General features: G+C 67.5%; 14 protein-coding genes. 6 read left to right on the forward strand and 8 right to left on the reverse strand.

The window, feature by feature from the left end; genetic code table 11:
- Position 1 precedes the first annotated feature (1 nt).
- Positions 2–1900 carry an autotransporter assembly complex protein TamA gene (locus tag H7X47_RS16715; protein WP_193369856.1) on the reverse strand — a complete coding sequence of 633 codons (1899 nt, stop codon included), beginning with the start codon at positions 1898–1900 and terminating at the stop codon, positions 2–4.
- A gap of 464 nt (positions 1901–2364) precedes the next feature.
- Between H7X47_RS16715 and H7X47_RS16720 the strand changes: the two genes are divergently transcribed.
- From H7X47_RS16720 to H7X47_RS16740, 5 genes are all read left to right on the forward strand, one after another.
- Entirely contained in the window at positions 2365–3318 is a 954-nt protein-coding gene (locus tag H7X47_RS16720; RefSeq protein WP_193369857.1) for a homocysteine S-methyltransferase family protein, read from the forward strand.
- 31 nt (positions 3319–3349) lie between these two features.
- Positions 3350–4234 carry an alpha/beta fold hydrolase gene (locus H7X47_RS16725; protein ID WP_193369858.1) on the forward strand — a complete coding sequence of 295 codons (885 nt, stop codon included), beginning with the start codon at positions 3350–3352 and terminating at the stop codon, positions 4232–4234.
- Positions 4235–4268: 34 nt separating this feature from the next.
- A complete protein-coding gene (locus tag H7X47_RS16730) occupies positions 4269–5585 on the forward strand; it encodes an O-acetylhomoserine aminocarboxypropyltransferase/cysteine synthase family protein (RefSeq protein ID WP_193369859.1) in 1317 nt (438 codons plus the stop codon).
- Between the two features lie 233 nt (positions 5586–5818).
- Positions 5819–6292 carry a hypothetical protein gene (locus H7X47_RS16735; RefSeq protein ID WP_193369860.1) on the forward strand — a complete coding sequence of 158 codons (474 nt, stop codon included), beginning with the start codon at positions 5819–5821 and terminating at the stop codon, positions 6290–6292.
- A gap of 132 nt (positions 6293–6424) precedes the next feature.
- Positions 6425–6913 (forward strand): YtoQ family protein, encoded by a 489-nt coding sequence (locus tag H7X47_RS16740; protein ID WP_193369861.1) that lies wholly within the window; start codon positions 6425–6427, stop codon positions 6911–6913.
- A 97-nt stretch (positions 6914–7010) separates the two neighbouring features.
- Here the strand turns inward: H7X47_RS16740 and H7X47_RS16745 are convergent, their stop codons facing one another.
- From H7X47_RS16745 to H7X47_RS16775, 7 genes are all read right to left on the reverse strand, one after another.
- The gene (locus tag H7X47_RS16745) at positions 7011–7451 is read right to left on the reverse strand and encodes a hypothetical protein (RefSeq protein ID WP_193369862.1); all 441 of its coding nucleotides are present in this window, start codon (positions 7449–7451) and stop codon (positions 7011–7013) included.
- Between the two features lie 104 nt (positions 7452–7555).
- Positions 7556–8461 carry an N-formylglutamate amidohydrolase gene (locus tag H7X47_RS16750; RefSeq protein ID WP_193369863.1) on the reverse strand — a complete coding sequence of 302 codons (906 nt, stop codon included), beginning with the start codon at positions 8459–8461 and terminating at the stop codon, positions 7556–7558.
- Positions 8462–8463: 2 nt separating this feature from the next.
- Positions 8464–9498, reverse strand: coding sequence for an ABC transporter ATP-binding protein (locus H7X47_RS16755; protein WP_319633624.1), 1035 nt, complete (start codon positions 9496–9498; stop codon positions 8464–8466).
- Entirely contained in the window at positions 9495–10499 is a 1005-nt protein-coding gene (locus tag H7X47_RS16760; protein ID WP_193369864.1) for an ABC transporter ATP-binding protein, read from the reverse strand. Before H7X47_RS16760 ends, H7X47_RS16755 begins: the two co-directional genes overlap by 4 nt.
- Positions 10500–10512: 13 nt before the next feature.
- Entirely contained in the window at positions 10513–11445 is a 933-nt protein-coding gene (locus H7X47_RS16765; RefSeq protein WP_193369865.1) for an ABC transporter permease, read from the reverse strand.
- The gene (locus H7X47_RS16770) at positions 11442–12419 is read right to left on the reverse strand and encodes an ABC transporter permease (protein WP_193369866.1); all 978 of its coding nucleotides are present in this window, start codon (positions 12417–12419) and stop codon (positions 11442–11444) included. Before H7X47_RS16770 ends, H7X47_RS16765 begins: the two co-directional genes overlap by 4 nt.
- Before the next feature lie 98 nt (positions 12420–12517).
- Positions 12518–14134 carry an ABC transporter substrate-binding protein gene (locus H7X47_RS16775; RefSeq protein WP_193369867.1) on the reverse strand — a complete coding sequence of 539 codons (1617 nt, stop codon included), beginning with the start codon at positions 14132–14134 and terminating at the stop codon, positions 12518–12520.
- Positions 14135–14363: 229 nt separating this feature from the next.
- Here H7X47_RS16775 and H7X47_RS16780 point away from each other — a divergent pair, with 229 nt between their 5' ends.
- Complete coding sequence (locus tag H7X47_RS16780) at positions 14364–15323, forward strand: LysR family transcriptional regulator (RefSeq protein WP_193369868.1); 960 nt, start codon at positions 14364–14366, stop codon at positions 15321–15323.
- The last annotated feature ends 20 nt before the right edge of the window (positions 15324–15343 follow it).

The following is a 15343-nucleotide window of genomic DNA, read 5'->3' on the forward strand; positions in this document are numbered from 1 at the left end:
TTCAGAATGCCTGTCCGAAGCTGACGTAGAACTGGAACGCTTCGTCGACGCCGTCGCGCGGGTTCAGCGGGAAGGCGACGTCCAGCCGCAGCGGGCCGAAGCCCGTGAAGTATCTGAAGCCCAGACCGGCGGCCCAACGCAGGGTTTCGCCGCTGTTGAAATAGGGCTCGTCGTAAACCGTGCCGCCGTCGACGAAAGGCACGATACCAATATCCTCGGTGACGCGCACGCGCAGTTCGCCGCCCAGCTCCAGCAGCGAGGTGCCGCCGAAGGGGTCCTGGTCATCATCCAAGGGGCCGACGAGCTGATACTCGTAGCCGCGGATCGACCCGCCACCGCCGGCGTAAAAGCGGCTGGAGGCGGGCAGGACATCATTCTTCTCACCAAGAATGATGCCGACGCGCGCGCGGCCGGCGAGAATGAAGCGCTCGTCCGCGTCGAGGGCATAGTAGGCCGAGCCGCCGGCCACGGCGGTGAAGAACAGCAGCGAGTCGTCGCCGACGCCGGTGTAAGGCGTGAGCAACAGCTGCAGGCGGCTCCCGGAAGCCGGGTCCAACAGGTCGTCCCGGGTGTCGCGGGCCGCGGTCAGGGGCAGGCCCAGCAGCGTGAACTGGCGCTCGCCTTCGCCGGTGTCGGCGCCGTCATCCTCGATCTCGAACCCCAGGGAAACGCCGGCCGAAGCCCGCCAGTTCTCGAAGAGGGGCCGCTCCAGGGCGAGCAGGCCGTCGACGGCCTGGCGCTGATAGGCGTCGTTGTCCTCAAAGCCGCCGGAGAGGGCGGGCAGCCGATCCTGGTCGGGTCGCAAGAAGGCCGGCTTGCGGAAACCGATCTCCGCGGTCTGCTCGATCTCGGAACCCGTGGCGCTGAGCCGCAGCTTTTCGTTCTGACCCAGGAGGTTGCGGTGTTCCCAAAAGATCTCGGCGCCGGGCCCGACATCGCTGGAGTAGTTGACGGTCCCGCCGATGGACCGCTGCTCGCGCTCCACCAGTGTCACGGTGACGGGCAGGGTGCCGTCGGGCGCGGGCTCCGCTGCGGTCTCGGCGTTGGCCGAGGAGAACAGCCCGGTGGCTGCGAGGCGGCGCTGCAGGTCGCGGACCACCCGACGGTTGTAAGGCTCGCCTTCGGGCCAGTCGGCGATGCGGTACAGGTAGTCCGCCTCGACCTCCTCCTGACCGGTGAAGGAGAGAGGACCGAAGACGGCGCCCGTTCCGGCGTCGACGGCCAGTTGCACCGTCATCTCGGTCTTCTCGTGATTGACGAAGGTCTTGCGCTCGCGCACCCGGGCAAAGGGGTAACTGCGCTGTTGCAGCAGGGTCACCAGTTCCTGCTCTGCGCTCACCACGGCGGGCGCGCGCGCCGGCATGCCGAGCTCGATGCCGATCTCGGCCAGGGTGGGCTGATCGACCTCGGCGGGCGGCGGGTTGCCGTCAAAGGTGATGTCGTAGGCCTGGAGCTTGTAGCGCGGCCCGGGGGTTATGCGCAGCGTCACCTCGGCCGGGGCGGCTTCGCTGTCGATCTCCAGATCGACCTCCGGCTGGTAGTAGCCTTCGGAGCGCAGCGCCGTGCCCAACCGCTCGATATCGCCCTCCGCCCGCCGGCGCAGGCCGACGACTGTAGCCGGTGGCTTTTCGCCGAGGGCGATCAGCTGCGAGGAACCTTCGAGAATCGCGCGCAGATCGGCGTCTTCCACGCCCTCCAGGACCGTCCGGTAGGAGACCACCCCCTCTTCCGTCGCGGCCGGCACCGGTTCCGAGGGACCGACGAACTCAGGGGCCTGCCCTGCCAGCGCCGGAGGACCCGCCAGGATCTGGCCGACGCTGAGGAGGCAGAGCGCAAGGGCGCCAGGACTCCGCCGAAAACGCTCGAGACCGCTCCGCAGGGAAATGGCCTTGGTTCTCAAAGAGCGACTCCTGCCCCTACCGTCATAGCGCCAGCGCCGCCGGCGGCCGCCGGACGGTCTGTCTGATTGCATCGAAGAGGCAAGGTCCTGTTTCTTTGCCCATCATGAAGCCCTGCAGATCAATATAGGGATCAGCCCCGGTTTTGCCACGCCGCAGCAGACCGGCGGTTGCGGGAATCCCGCGCCGGCGGCCCTTCTAGCACGCCCGGAAGCCGCGGAAGAGGCGGCATTTGCGGGGGACAGCCCTGCCGGTTTCGCGGGGCCGGGACGGTGACGCCGCCGGGCGAAGCCTACTACTTCCGATTGTTCGGGGCCGCCGCCGCTTCGGCTGTGCGGTGTTTCAATTCTGTTGCGCCGCCGCGGCCCTTTGTTTCCGCGCCGGGACATCATGCAGAAATAGTGAAGGCGTAGGGTCCTCCGCCATTGCCGGCCCGAACGGCTGCAATCGAGTGAGGAGACTCTCAATGGCCAAGTATCGAGACAACCTGCCGCAACTTTCCGGCGGTCTTTTCCTGACCGACGGCGGGATCGAAACCACCCTGATTTTCCACGACGGGCTCGACCTGCCCTACTTCGCCGCCTTTGACCTGCTGAAGGATCAATCGGGTCAGGCGGCGCTCAGGCGCTATTTCACCACCCACGCCACGATCGCCCGCGACAACGGGCGCGGCTTCATCCTGGAGAGCCCGACCTGGCGCGCCTCCTCCGACTGGGGCGCCAAGCTGGGCTACACCAAGGCCGACATGGCCGAGGTCAACAAGCAGTCCATCGCGATGCTGGCGGATCTGCGCCGCACCCTCGAGACCGAACAGTCGCCGATGGTGATCAGCGGCTGCATCGGTCCGCGCGGCGACGGCTACAACCCGGGCGAGGTGATGACCGCCGAGGAGGCCCAGGCCTACCACGCCGACCAGATCAACGCCTTCGCCGAGACCGAGGCCGACATGGTCACCGCCATCACCACGACCAACGTGCCCGAGGCCATCGGCGTCACCCGCGCCGCCCAGGCCGCCGCCATGCCGGTCGTGATCTCCTTCACCGTGGAGACCGACGGGCGTCTGCCGTCCGGCGAGACCCTGAAGGAAGCTGTCGAAGCGGTCGACACGGCGACGGACAACGGCCCGGTTTACTTCATGATCAACTGCGCCCATCCGGACCACTTCGGCCAGGCGTTGGCCACCGGCGAAAGCTGGGTGAAGCGGATCAGGGGGCTGCGCGCCAACGCCTCGCGCCTCAGCCACGCCGAACTCGACGAGGCCGAGGAACTGGACGACGGCAACCCTCAGGAGTTCGGCGAGCAGCACAGCGACCTGCACCGCCTGCTCAATCACCTCGTCGTCATGGGCGGCTGCTGCGGCACCGATCATCGACACATCGAGGCGATCTGCCACGCCTGCACGACCGCCAAGGCGGCCTAGGCGGCAGGGCGAGACCGAGGACATAGCGAAGATGTCGAACGGGACCCGAACCCATCTGTTCCCCGCCAGGCAGGCCTCTGCCTGTCGAAGCGGGAACAACCTGCCGGTGGTGGCGCTGCATTCCTCCGCCTCCACCGGCGGCCAGTGGCGCTCCCTTGTGGAGTGTTTCGCCGGCAAGCGCCAGGTGGTGACGCCCGACCTGCCGGGCTACGGCTTCGCCGCGGCGCCGGATCATCACGACCGTGCCGACAGCCTGGCCGCCGAGGCGGCGGCGGTGCTGCGGGCGGTCGGGCCGTCGGCCCCGGCCTTTCACCTGGTCGGGCATTCCTACGGCGGCGCCGTCGCCCTGAAGATCGCGCTCGCCTATCCCTGGCGGGTGCGCAGCCTGACGCTCATCGAACCGGTGGTCTTCCACCTGCTGGCCCGGGACGCCCGGGGGAGCGGCGGTGACGCGGACATGCGGCTCTACCGCGGCATCCTGGGGGTGCGGGACCGGCTGCGCGGTGCCGTGGCGGCCGGCTGGCCGGCCTACGGCATGGCGGCCTTCGTCGACTTCTGGAACGGCGCCGGTACCTGGGACAGGGCCGAGGCGGCCCAGCGTCAGCGCCTCGCGGCCCAGGCCCGGGCGGTGACGCGCAATTTCGCCAGCGTGCTGGGCGAGTCCTGGCCGCTGTCCGACCTCACCCGCCTTGCCGTGCCGCTGCTGGCCATCACCGGCGAGACTTCGCCTGAGGTCGCCCGGCGGGTGACCGACAAGCTGGTCGACACTGCTCCCGACGCGACGGCGGCCCGGATCTTCGGCGCCGGCCACATGGCGCCGCTGACCCACGCGGCGGCGGTCAACACCCTGATCGAGCGGCACGTTCATCTGGCCGAGATGCCGGCCGCGGCGCCGCGCCGTGCCTCGGCTGCCTGATTGCTTAAACCCTTTTTATCTCAAGGATACAAAGATGGATTTCACCAAGAACCCCGAAACCGCCGTCCTGCACAGCGGCTACCGCGCCGATCCGACGACCAACGCGGTGGCGGTGCCGATCTACCAGACCACCTCCTATCAGTTCGAGGACACGGGCCACGCCCGCCGGCTCTTCGCACTGGAGGAGATCGGCAACATCTATACCCGCGTGATGAACCCGACCAATGACGCCTTCGAGCAGCGCATGGCGGCGCTGGAAGGCGGCGTGGCGGCGCTCGCGGTCAGCTCCGGCCAGGCGGCGACCACGCTATCGATCCTCAACATCGCCGGGACCGGCGACAACATCGTCAGCGCCACCGGCCTCTACGGCGGCACCTGGAACCTCTTCGCCAACACGCTGAAGACTTTCGGTATCGAAGTGCGCTTCGTCGACGCCTCCGATCCGGAGAACTTCCGCCGGGCGACCGACGAGCGCACCCGCGCCTACTACGCCGAGACCTTGCCGAACCCGATGCTGAAGGTCTTCCCGATCAGCGAGGTTGCGGCGATCGGTGAGGAACTGGGCGTGCCCCTGATCCTCGACAACACCGCCTCGCCGGTGATCTGCCGTCCCTTCGACCACGGCGCCCACATCGTCGTCTATTCCTGCACCAAGTACATCGGCGGGCACGGCAACTCCATCGGCGGCGTCATCGTCGACGGCGGCCGCTTCGACTGGGAAAAGCACGCCGGGCGCTTCCCGATGCTGAACCAGCCGGACCCGAGCTACCACGGCGCGGTCTGGACCGAGGCGACGAAGCCCATGGGCCCCGTAGCCTACATCATGAAGGCCCGCTGCACCCTGCAGCGTGACCTCGGCATGGCGCTCAGCCCCTTCAACACCTTCAACTTCATCCAGGGCCTGGAGACGCTGCCCCTGCGTATGCGCGAGCATTGCGCGAACGCTCAGGCCGTGGCCGACTATCTGGCGGGCCATCCGCTGGTCGCGAAGGTGATCTATCCGGGCATGAGTGCGTCGGAACCTCAGGAGCGCGTCGAGCGCTACCTGACCGGCGGGCGCGGCGGCCTGGTCGGCTTCGAGTTGAAGAACGACGATCCCGAGGCCGGCGCCCGCTTCATCGATGCGCTGCAGATGATCTACCACGTGGCCAACATCGGCGACACGCGCACCCTGGCCATCCACCCGGCCAGTTCGACGCACCAGCAGCTCAGCGCCGAGGACCAGCTGGCCACCGGCGTGACCCCGGGCTACCTGCGTCTTTCGGTCGGCATCGAGAATATCGAGGACATCCTGGCCGACATCGGCCAGGCGCTCGACGCCAGCGCCGACGCCAAGGCGGTGGCGGCGTAACGAATTCGGCGCCGCTTCGTCAGACAGGGCGGCGCCGGATAAAGCAAGGGACGGCTCCCATTTCTTGGAAAGGGTCCCGCCGTCCCCCTGCTTTCCTCCCCTCAAGGGCGGCCTCCGAAAGGAGGCCGCCTTTTCTTTCGGCAGTCGCCGACTTCGTGAACCCTTTTGGGGCGCAAGGCGACTTACCCTGCGATAAGGTCAGGGCCAAGAGGGCAGAAAGAGGTCTTCGCTTCATGTCTGGGAAATCGATCTTCGGCGGTTCGGTCGTCATTGCAGCGGCCGTGGTCGCCTATCTCGCTGTGGCGCTGCATTTCGGCTCGTTCGACCCGCGCGCCTTCTTCGTCGCGGAGCCGGGTCTGAAGCAGCTTGCAATGCTGTCGCGGGACAATCCCCGGGTCGACCTGGAGAGTCTCCTGGAAGGAGACTGGGACGCTGCCTGTTTCCTGTCTCCCTACCTTGACTTGGCGGCCGACCCGGCGCTGGCCGGCGTTGAAGTGCCCTGGATCGACAATGACGGCTTCAACACCGTGGTGCTGAAACGAGGCGCGGAATACGAGCTCCAGAAATTCAGCCGTGGCGAGATCTCGATTTTCGAACTGACGGGCCTGCCGGACGGCCGGCTATGCTACGACGGCACCGCCTTGGTGATCGAGGTCGTCCCAGGCGGTGGCGAGCCCTTCAAGACCCTGCGCGTGGCGCCGCGGTAAGCCTGCGATCCGGCGCCAGAGGAGTGCGCTTCATACCAATTTCTCACGGGGGAGGGGCTGTCGCGGCCGGGGCTTTGTGCTAGAACAGCGCCCAACACATTCCCCAATAGCCAATACCCGAGGATCAGCAAGATGAGCGAACGGCTCTGGAAGGTTTATCTTTCCGGCGAAATCCATTCCGACTGGCGCGAGCAGATCGCCGAGGGCGTGGCCGAGGCCGGCCTGCCGGTGCGCCTCGACGCGCCGATCACCGTGCACGAGGACAGCGACGACTGCGGTGCGGTCATCCTGGGCGAGGAGGAGAGCCCCTTCTGGCGTGACCAGAAGGGCTCGCGCATGAACGCCATCCGCACCCGCACCCTGATCGGCGAGGCCGACATCGTGGTGGTGCGCTTCGGCGACAAGTACAAGCAGTGGAACGCGGCCTTCGATGCGGGCACGGCGGCGGCGCTGGGCAAGTCGCTCATCACCCTGCACGACCCGGCGCTGACCCACGCGCTGAAGGAAGTCGACGGCGCCGCCCTTGCGGTCTGCGAGACGCCGCAGCAGGTGGTGCAGACCCTGGCCTACGTCATCCGCGGCGCGCTGCCTGGCCGCAGTTCCTCCTTGGCGGCGGAATAGACGGCGCCCGGCTGGCGGCTTCGACCGTCTGTAAAGGAAGAGCCCGCTCTGCAGTCTGCAGAGCGGGCTTGCTTTTGGGGTCGTCCGTGCCGGGGATCTAGTTCCGCGGGCAGTTGTCCCCGTTGCACTCGTGGCAGCCGAAATCCGCCTCGCCTGTGTTGGACAGGGAGACGTAGCAAGTCTTACCGCCGTGCCAGCAGCCGAACTGGTACGGCTCGGCCCCGGTGGAATTCCAGCCGCAGCCGAAGCCGACCGTCCCGCCGGGCCCTGCGTCGAGCTTCTTGCTCACCTGCGGCTGCTGCCCTTCGGCTTTCTTCAGGGCGGCGAGCACCTGATCCATATGGCGCTTTTCCCTCGGACCGAGCTGGGAGTAGTGAAGCGTGGTCGTACCCTGATCGGTCTTCTTGACGATCGGGATGGCATTCTTGTTCGTAGGGAAACTCTTGGTGCCCTCAGCCGTGGCGCCGGCCACGGAAGCACCGAGCAGAGCCAGGGCCAGCAGGGCCGCGCGGCAAGCTCTCGCAAATTTACCGGGCATGATCATTTCCTATCCTTGCAGTTGAACACCTCCATCTGTCGTCGTGTGACAGGGAAGGGTTCACAACTCAAAGTAGGTATTGCGTGGCGTCAAACTTGGCGGTTCTAGGCCGCCTTGGCTTCCTGCGTCCAGGCGGCGACCTCGGCGACGAGGCGGCGCAGGTCGGCCTTCAGCCTGGCGTAGCCCGCGGTGGCGGTGATGGTCGCCTCGTCCATGTAGAGGGCGCGGCTCATCTCGATCTGCAGGGAGTGGCGGTTCTCCGCCGGGCGGCCGCAGGTGCGGATGATCTCCGCGCCCTTGTAGGGATCGTTGACGGCGACGCTGTAGCCCATGGCGATGAGCCGCTCGGCCACGAAGGCGGTGAAGGCGGGATCGCAGCTCTCACCCTCCAGGTCGCCGATCACCATGTCGGGGCGGCGCACGCCCGGCCCGTCCGGCGTGATCTCCGTGCCCACGGACTTCATGGAATGCATGTCGATGTGCCAGACCGCGCCGTGGCGCGCGTGCAGGCGGTCGAGGGTGTCGTTCAGCGTGCGGCGGTAGGGCCACCAGCAGCGCTCGATGCGCGCCTGCAGGCCTTCCACCGACAGCGGGCCGGCGAGCAGCGGCTTGCCGTCGTTGGTCTTGGCGCGGAACAGGCCGATGCCCAGCGCCGTCTTGGGGCCCGGGTTCAGCGGCTCGCGCCAGGTGCCGTCGATCAGGGCAGGGTCGATGTCGTCGAGGCGCCGGTTGGGGTCGATGTAGGCGCGCGGGAAGCGGGCGGCCAGCAGGGTGGCGCCTTCCAGCGGCGCTTCGCCGACCAGGTCGTCGACCATCCAGTCTTCGGCACCGCGCAGCACCAGCGCCGTCACCCGGGTCTGGAAGTCGGCGGGATAGACGCGGCCGGAATGAGGCGAGTCGATGAGCAGCGGCGCTTCCTCGCCCTGGGGCTCGAAGAGGTCGTAGGCCCAGCTGTCGAAGGGCGCGGCGTCGGCGCCCGTGATGTCCGAAGTCGGGTCCTTGGGGTTCATGGTCAGTCGTTGAGGTGACAGGCGGACAAGCGTCCGGGGGCAATCTCCCGCAGGGCCGGGCGCTCGGCGCGGCAGCGCTCCGTCGCGTGTGGGCAGCGGGGGTGGAAGTGGCAGCCCGACGGCGGATCGAGCGGCGAGGGGATCTCGCCCTTGACCGGCTGGTAGTCACGTCGGCGCAGCTCGATGCGCGGCACCTCCGACAGCAGCGCCTGAGTGTAGGGGTGGTTCGGGTCATCGAAGATGTCTTCGGTTGTGGCGATCTCCACCACCCGGCCCAGGTACATGATGACGACGCGGTCGGCGATGTGCTCCACCACCGAAAGGTCGTGGCTGATGAAGAGATAGGTGAGGTCCAGGTCCGCGCGCAGGTCCATGAAGAGGTTGATGACCTGCGCCTGGATCGAGACGTCCAGGGCGGCGATGGCCTCGTCGCAGACCAGGAAGCGCGGCTTCACCGCCAGGGCGCGGGCGATGCCGATGCGCTGGCGCTGGCCGCCGGAGAACTGGTGCGGGTAGCGGCGGCGGAAGTCCGGGTCCAGGCCGACGCGCAGCATCACTTCCGCCACGTAGTCGCCGATCTCCTTGCGCGGCACCATGCCGTGCACGACGGGCGCCTCGCCGACGATGTCCTGCACCCGCATGCGCGGGTCGAGGGAGGCGAAGGGGTCCTGGAAGATCATCTGGACCGCCAGGGCCGTTTCCCGCGCCGTCACCCTGCCGCCGTTCCAGATCGGCTTGCCGTCGAAACTCAAGGTGCCCTCGCTGGGCGGCAGGATGCCGGCCACCATGCGCCCGAAGGTCGACTTGCCACAGCCGGACTCGCCGACTAGGCCCAGAACTTCGCCCTCGCCGACCGAAAGGCTGACGCCGTCGACCGCATGCACGGTTTCCTCGCGGATCGAGGAGCCGAGGCGCCGGGCGATCTTGCCGGCCAGGTCGAGACGCTTGACGAAGCGCTTGCTGACGTCCCGGGCCTCCAGAATCCGGCGCCGGGCCACAGGCGATCCCGCCGTCTCTGTCGGGTGCGGCGCGTTCACGACAGCATCTCCTCCAAGGGTTCGTCATGGGGATGCACGCAGCGCACCTGGCGGCCCTCGGTGGCGGTGTGCACCGGCGGCTCCTCCAAGCAGGCGATGTCGGCGCGCGGGCAGCGGCTGCGAAAGGCGCAGCCCTCCGGCAGGTTCAACAGTGAGGGCGTCATGCCGGGGATCTGGAACAGCCTGCCGCCGCGCCGGTTGCGGCTGGGCACCGAGCCGATGAGGCCGACGGTATAGGGATGCGCCGGACGGTCCAGCACCGCGTCGATGGGTCCCTGCTCGACCATCCGGCCCGCGTACATGACGCAGATGTGGTCGGCCAGGCCGGCGACCACCGCCAGGTCGTGGGTGATCCAGATCATCGCCGTGCCGGTCTCGCGGCACAGCGCCTGGGCCTCGTGCAGGATCTGGCCCTGGATGGTGACGTCCAGGGCGGTGGTCGGCTCGTCGGCGATGATCAGCTCGGGCTCGTTCAGGAAGGCGGTGGCGATGGCGACGCGCTGGCGCATGCCGCCGGAGAACTGGTGCGGATAGGACGCAAGGCGCTCGTCCGGCGAGGCGATGCCCACCTTCACCAGGGCCTCGCGGCAGATCTCCAGGGCGCGTGCCTTCGAGACGTCGCGGTGGGCCAGCACCGCCTCGGTCATCTGGGTGTCGATGCGCAGCACCGGGTTCAGGGTCATCATGGGGTCCTGGAAGATCATGGCGATCTTGGAGCCGCGCAGCTTGCGGCGCTCGCTCTCGGGCAGCGGCACCAGGTCGCGGCCCTGGAACAGGATCTGCCCGCCGGCGATGCGCCCCGGCGCGTCGACCAGGCCCAGAATGGAGAAGCCGGTGATCGACTTGCCGCTGCCGGACTCGCCGACCAGGCCCAGCACCTCACCGGGCGCGACCTGAAAGCTCACCCCGTCGACCGCCTTGATCACGCCCTCCCGGGTGAAGAAGTGGGTCTTGAGGTCCCTCACTTCCAAGGTGGGAGCTTCCGGTGTCGGCGCGCTCATCGCTGGAGCCCTTTCATCGCTTCAGCCGGGGATTGAGGACGTCGCGCAGCTGGTCGCCGACCAGGTTGATGGCGACGATGGTGGCCACCAGCGCCACGCCGGGGAAGAAGGCGACCCAGTACTTGCCCGACAGCATGTAGTCGTAGCCGTTGGCGATCAGCAGGCCCAGGGAGGGCTCGGTGATCGGCACGCCGACGCCGAGGAAGGAGAGGGTGGCCTCCAGGGCGATGGCGTTGGCGACCTGCACCGTGGCCACCACGATCAGCGGCGGCAGGCAGTTGGGCAGCAGGTGGCGGAAGACGATGCGCCGGTGCGACAGGGCCAGGCAGGTCGCCGCTTCGACGTACTCCTTGCGGCGCTCCACCAGGGCGGTGCCGCGCACGGTGCGCGCGTAGTAGGCCCACTGCACGGTGATGAGGGCGATGATCACCTTGTCGACGCCCTTGCCGAGGACCGCCAGCAGGATCAGGGCGATGAGGATCGCCGGGAAGGAAAGCTGCAGGTCGACGATGCGCATGATCACGGCATCGACCTTTCCGCCGAAGTAGGCGGCCAGCACGCCGATGCACATGCCGAGGGAGAGGGCGATGACGGTGCTCATGGCGCCGACGCCGAGACTGAGGCGCAGGCCGAAGATGATGGCCGAGAGCATGTCGCGGCCCTGGTCGTCGGTGCCGAGGTGAAAGGTCATCTCGCCGTCGAAGGTGGTCTCTCCCGGCGCCAGCATGTTGTTCATGATGTCGAGCTGCATCAGGTCGTAGGGATTCTGCGGCGTGATGAAGTCGGCGAAGAGCGCCAGCAGCGCCAGCAGCAGCGTCACCAGCAGTGCAGCCACGGCGACGGGGCTTTCGGCGAACTCGGCGCCGAAGCGCAGCAGGGGCGAGGCGCGCCAATGCGGCCGCGCCGTCGTGTCCCGGGTTTCCGTGTCTTTCAGCACGTCGGTCATGCTTTGGCCTCCGAGAGGCGCACCCGCGGGTCGAGCACGCAGTAGAGCATGTCGACGATGAAGTTGATGATGATGAACATGAAGACGGTCAGCATCAGATAGGCGACGACCACGGGGCGGTCGAGCAGGTTGATCGAGTCGATCAGCAGCTTGCCCATGCCGGGCCAGGCGAAGACCGATTCGGTGACCACGGCGAAGGCGATCATGCTGCCCAGTTCCAGGCCCAGGATGGTGACCACCGGGATCATGATGTTCTTGGCGATGTGCACCAGGACGATGCGTTGGGACGAGAGGCCCTTGGCGCGCGCGAACTTCACGTAATCCTGCAGGGCCGCCTCGCGGGTGCCGGCGCGCGCCAGGCGGATCACCAGGGATGTCTTGAAGAGCGCCAGGTTGATCGCCGGCAGCAGCATGTGCGACAGACCGTCGAGGGTGAGGAAGCTGAAGGGGATGCCGAAGAGCTCGGCCGTCTCGCCGCGCCCGCCCGAAGGCAGCCACTTCAGGAGGACCGCGAAGAGCAGGATCAGCATCATGCCCTGCCAGAAGTTCGGCAGGCTGAAGCCCAGGATGGAGCCGGCCATGATGGACTTGCCGGCGAGGGAGTGGGGCCTGAGGCCGGCGATCATGCCCAGCGGCACGCCGATGAAGACGGCGAAGACCAGCGCCAGCATGGCCAGTTCCATGGTGGCCGGCAGCTTGGCGAGGATGATGGAGACGGCGTCGGTGGAGTAGACGAAGCTCTTGCCCAGGTCGCCCTGCAGGGCGTTGCCGACGAAGATGAAGAACTGCTCCCACAGCGGCTTGTCGAGGCCCAGGCGGGCGATGGCCGCCTCCATCTCCGCCTGGTCGGCATCCGGGCTGATCATGATGTCGATCGGGTTGCCGATCGCGTAGACGCCGACGAAGACCAGCACCGCCATGGCGGCGACCACGAAGAGGCTCTGGCCCAGGCGGCGCAGAAGGTAGACGAGCATCGGCTGTGCCCTGCCGCTGTTGGCGGTTCGTCGAACCTTGGAAAGATACCACTGCGAGGCGGAGAATCCTCTCCGCCCCGCGTGGGTAAATCAGGCCGTCAGTTGGCCGGCTTCACGCCGAGGGCCAGGGTGTACTGGTCCGTCCGCGGCGCGTAGCTGATGCCCTTGCGGAAGGCCCAGGGCGTCACCTCGAAGTGCAGTGGCAGGATGCCGTAGTCGGCCATCACCAGGCCGCTGGCCTGCTGCAGGATCTTCTCCCGCTTGTCGTCGTCGACCGTGGCCAGGGCTTGGTCGATCAGCGAGTCCAGCTCCGGGTTGGAATAACGGCCGCGGTTTGTGCCGCCGTAGCCCTTGTCCTTGTTGCGGGTGGCCACCAGCGCGCGCAGCGGCGAGGACATTTCGCCGGTGCCCGAGCCCCAGCCGGCCAGGTACATGGAGAACTCGTACTGGTTCCGGCGCTTGAAGAAGGTGCTGGCGGTGACCGCGTCGACCTGGGTCTCGATGCCGATGCGGGTCAGCATCTGCGCGACCGCCTGGGCGACCTGGGCATCGTTGATGTAGCGGTCATTGGGCGAGCCGATGGTCAGGCCGAAGCCCTCGGGGTAGCCCGCCTCGGCGAGCAGCTTCTTGGCGGCGTCGGGATTGTACTCCTCCGCCGCGGCGCCCGGGGTCGAGCCGAACATGCCCGGCGGCAGCAGCTCGCCGGCCGGCACGGCGACGCCGCCCATGATGCGCTCCTTGATGGCCTCGCGGTTGATCGCCATGGAGACGGCCTTGCGCACGCGGACATCCTTGAAGGGGTTCTTCTCGGTGCCGGTGACGCCCGGGGTCGGCTCCTGCTCCTGGTCCATGTGCAGGTAGATGACGCGGTTGGAGAGGCCCTGGGCAACCTGGAAGCCTTCGCTCTTGATGCGCTCGAGGTCCTGCAGCGGCGGCTTGTCGATCATATCCACGTCGCCGGCCAGCAGGGCGGCCACGCGCGGGCCGTCACTGGTGATCGGCCGGAAGGTGACCGTGGCCCAGTCGGCCTTGCCGCCCCAGTAGTTGTCGTTGCGCTCGAAGACGATTTTGTCGCCGCGGCTGTACTCCTTGAACTTGTACATGCCGGTGCCGACGGCGGCCTTGCCGGTGTTGAAGTCGTCGGTCTTCGGGTAGTCGCCGGTGCCGCTGCAGCCCTCGCGGCTGAAGCCGATGTCGCCGGTCACGCCGTTGGCGGCGGCCGAGAGCACGCCCCAGGTGGAGACCTCGACCGGCAGCAGCGGGTAAGGCGTGTCGGTCTTGATGATCAGGGTGTGCGGATCCGGGATCTGCATGTCCGCGATGGCCTTGGTGTAGACCGTGAAGGAAGAGGGGCTGTTTTCCACGTTGGGGATGCGGCAGACGGTGTAGACCACGTCCTTGGCGGTGAAGGGCGAGCCGTCGTGGAAGGTCACGCCGTCGCGCAGCTTGAATTCCCAGGTGGTGTCGTCCAGCGGCTTCCAGGAGGTTGCCAGGCCCGGCTGCAGCCGTTGCTTTTCGTCCTGCAGCACCATCGACTCGAAGATGTGACGCCGCATGGCGTTGTTCGGGCCGAGGTTGTGATAGTGCGGATCCAGGGCCGAGGGCTCGGCCGAGACGGCGATGGTCAGATCCTGCGCGGCGGCAGGTGACGCCAGTGCCGGTGACACCAAGACGGCGGCCAGCGAGGCCGCGCAAAGCAGAGTGCTCTTTCGCATGAGTTCGTTCCCCGTAAGACGTTGATGCGCCTGTTCCTGTGTCCCGTGGCGGGGCGCCGCCCACCCGGAATCTGCTTATTGGTCCTTCCCATCTCTCGACGGCGGGACCTTCCTGGGTATAATGCGAGTGTCTAGAGAAGCTGTCAAAGTGAAATGCCCATTCGGGGCCTAATCGTATTCCCACAGGCAAAACCTGCCATTAGGATCATAGAGGCTATAACAAATTGTTATGAGCTACAGTCTCGATCCCCAGATTGACCCGGAAGGCCGGCGTCTGCCGACGCCGCGAATGATGGAGGCTTTCCAGGCGGTTATGGAGGCGGGCTCGGTGAGCGCCGCGGCGCGCTACCTGGGCGTGTCGCAGCCGGCGGTAAGCCGCCTGCTGAAGCAGTTCGAGGAGGAACTCGGCTTCTCCCTGTTCCACCGCGCCAAGGGCAAGCTCACCCCGACGCCGGAGGCGCACCGCCTGGCCATCGACGTCGGCCAGGCGCTGGACGGCATCGACCGCGTGCGCCGCTCCGCCGAAGACGTGCGGCGCCACGGCACCGGGCGCCTGCGCATCGGCGTTACGCCGATGCTCTACGAGGCGGTGCTGCACCGCCTGCTCGACGGCTTCCTCAGCGAGCATCCGCACCTTGTGCTGACCATGGAGACCGGCCTCACCGAGATGATGATCGACTGGCTGCTGCGCGATCAGGTGGAACTGGCCTTCGCCTCGCTGCTGGAAAGCCATCCGGGCATCGACGCCATTCCCTTGATCGAGACGCACTCGGTCGTCCTCATGCCGCCGGATCATCCCTTGACCGCCAAGCACGCCATCGGCGTCGAGGACCTGGCCGAGGTGCCGCTCATCACCATGACCCGGCGCTATCCCTCGCGCCACCGCATCGAGCAGATGTTCCGCCGCGCCGGCGTGCCCATGCGGCTGCGCGCCGAGACCAACCTTTCCGGCACCATCTGCGATCTGGTGCGCCTGGGTCAGGGCGTGGCCATCCTGAACGCGCTCTCCTGGGGCGGTGCGGGGCGTGGTGACCTGGCGGCGCGGCCGCTGACGCCGCGCCTGGTCAACCGCTACGGCGTGCTGCACCTAGCCGACCGCGGCTTTTCGCGCCCGGCCCAGCAGCTCATCGCGGCGCTGCGCGCCCATCTGGGCCAGGCCATGGGCAACGTCTACCTGGGCGAGGGATAGCCTTATGACGGCGGGGAGGT

Origin of the sequence: Pelagibius marinus, assembly GCF_014925385.1 — a bacterium.
Lineage (GTDB): Bacteria > Pseudomonadota > Alphaproteobacteria > Kiloniellales > Kiloniellaceae > Pelagibius > Pelagibius marinus.

Coding starts and splice junctions, on each gene's coding strand:
- H7X47_RS16720 (WP_193369857.1), top strand. CDS start 2,365: ATGGCCAAGTATCGAGACAACCTGCCGCAACTTTCCGGCGGTCTTTTC.
- H7X47_RS16725 (WP_193369858.1), top strand. CDS start 3,350: ATGTCGAACGGGACCCGAACCCATCTGTTCCCCGCCAGGCAGGCCTCT.
- H7X47_RS16730 (WP_193369859.1), top strand. CDS start 4,269: ATGGATTTCACCAAGAACCCCGAAACCGCCGTCCTGCACAGCGGCTAC.
- H7X47_RS16735 (WP_193369860.1), top strand. CDS start 5,819: ATGTCTGGGAAATCGATCTTCGGCGGTTCGGTCGTCATTGCAGCGGCC.
- H7X47_RS16740 (WP_193369861.1), top strand. CDS start 6,425: ATGAGCGAACGGCTCTGGAAGGTTTATCTTTCCGGCGAAATCCATTCC.
- H7X47_RS16745 (WP_193369862.1), bottom strand. CDS start 7,451: ATGCCCGGTAAATTTGCGAGAGCTTGCCGCGCGGCCCTGCTGGCCCTG.
- H7X47_RS16750 (WP_193369863.1), bottom strand. CDS start 8,461: ATGAACCCCAAGGACCCGACTTCGGACATCACGGGCGCCGACGCCGCG.
- H7X47_RS16760 (WP_193369864.1), bottom strand. CDS start 10,499: ATGAGCGCGCCGACACCGGAAGCTCCCACCTTGGAAGTGAGGGACCTC.
- H7X47_RS16765 (WP_193369865.1), bottom strand. CDS start 11,445: ATGACCGACGTGCTGAAAGACACGGAAACCCGGGACACGACGGCGCGG.
- H7X47_RS16770 (WP_193369866.1), bottom strand. CDS start 12,419: ATGCTCGTCTACCTTCTGCGCCGCCTGGGCCAGAGCCTCTTCGTGGTC.
- H7X47_RS16775 (WP_193369867.1), bottom strand. CDS start 14,134: ATGCGAAAGAGCACTCTGCTTTGCGCGGCCTCGCTGGCCGCCGTCTTG.
- H7X47_RS16780 (WP_193369868.1), top strand. CDS start 14,364: ATGAGCTACAGTCTCGATCCCCAGATTGACCCGGAAGGCCGGCGTCTG.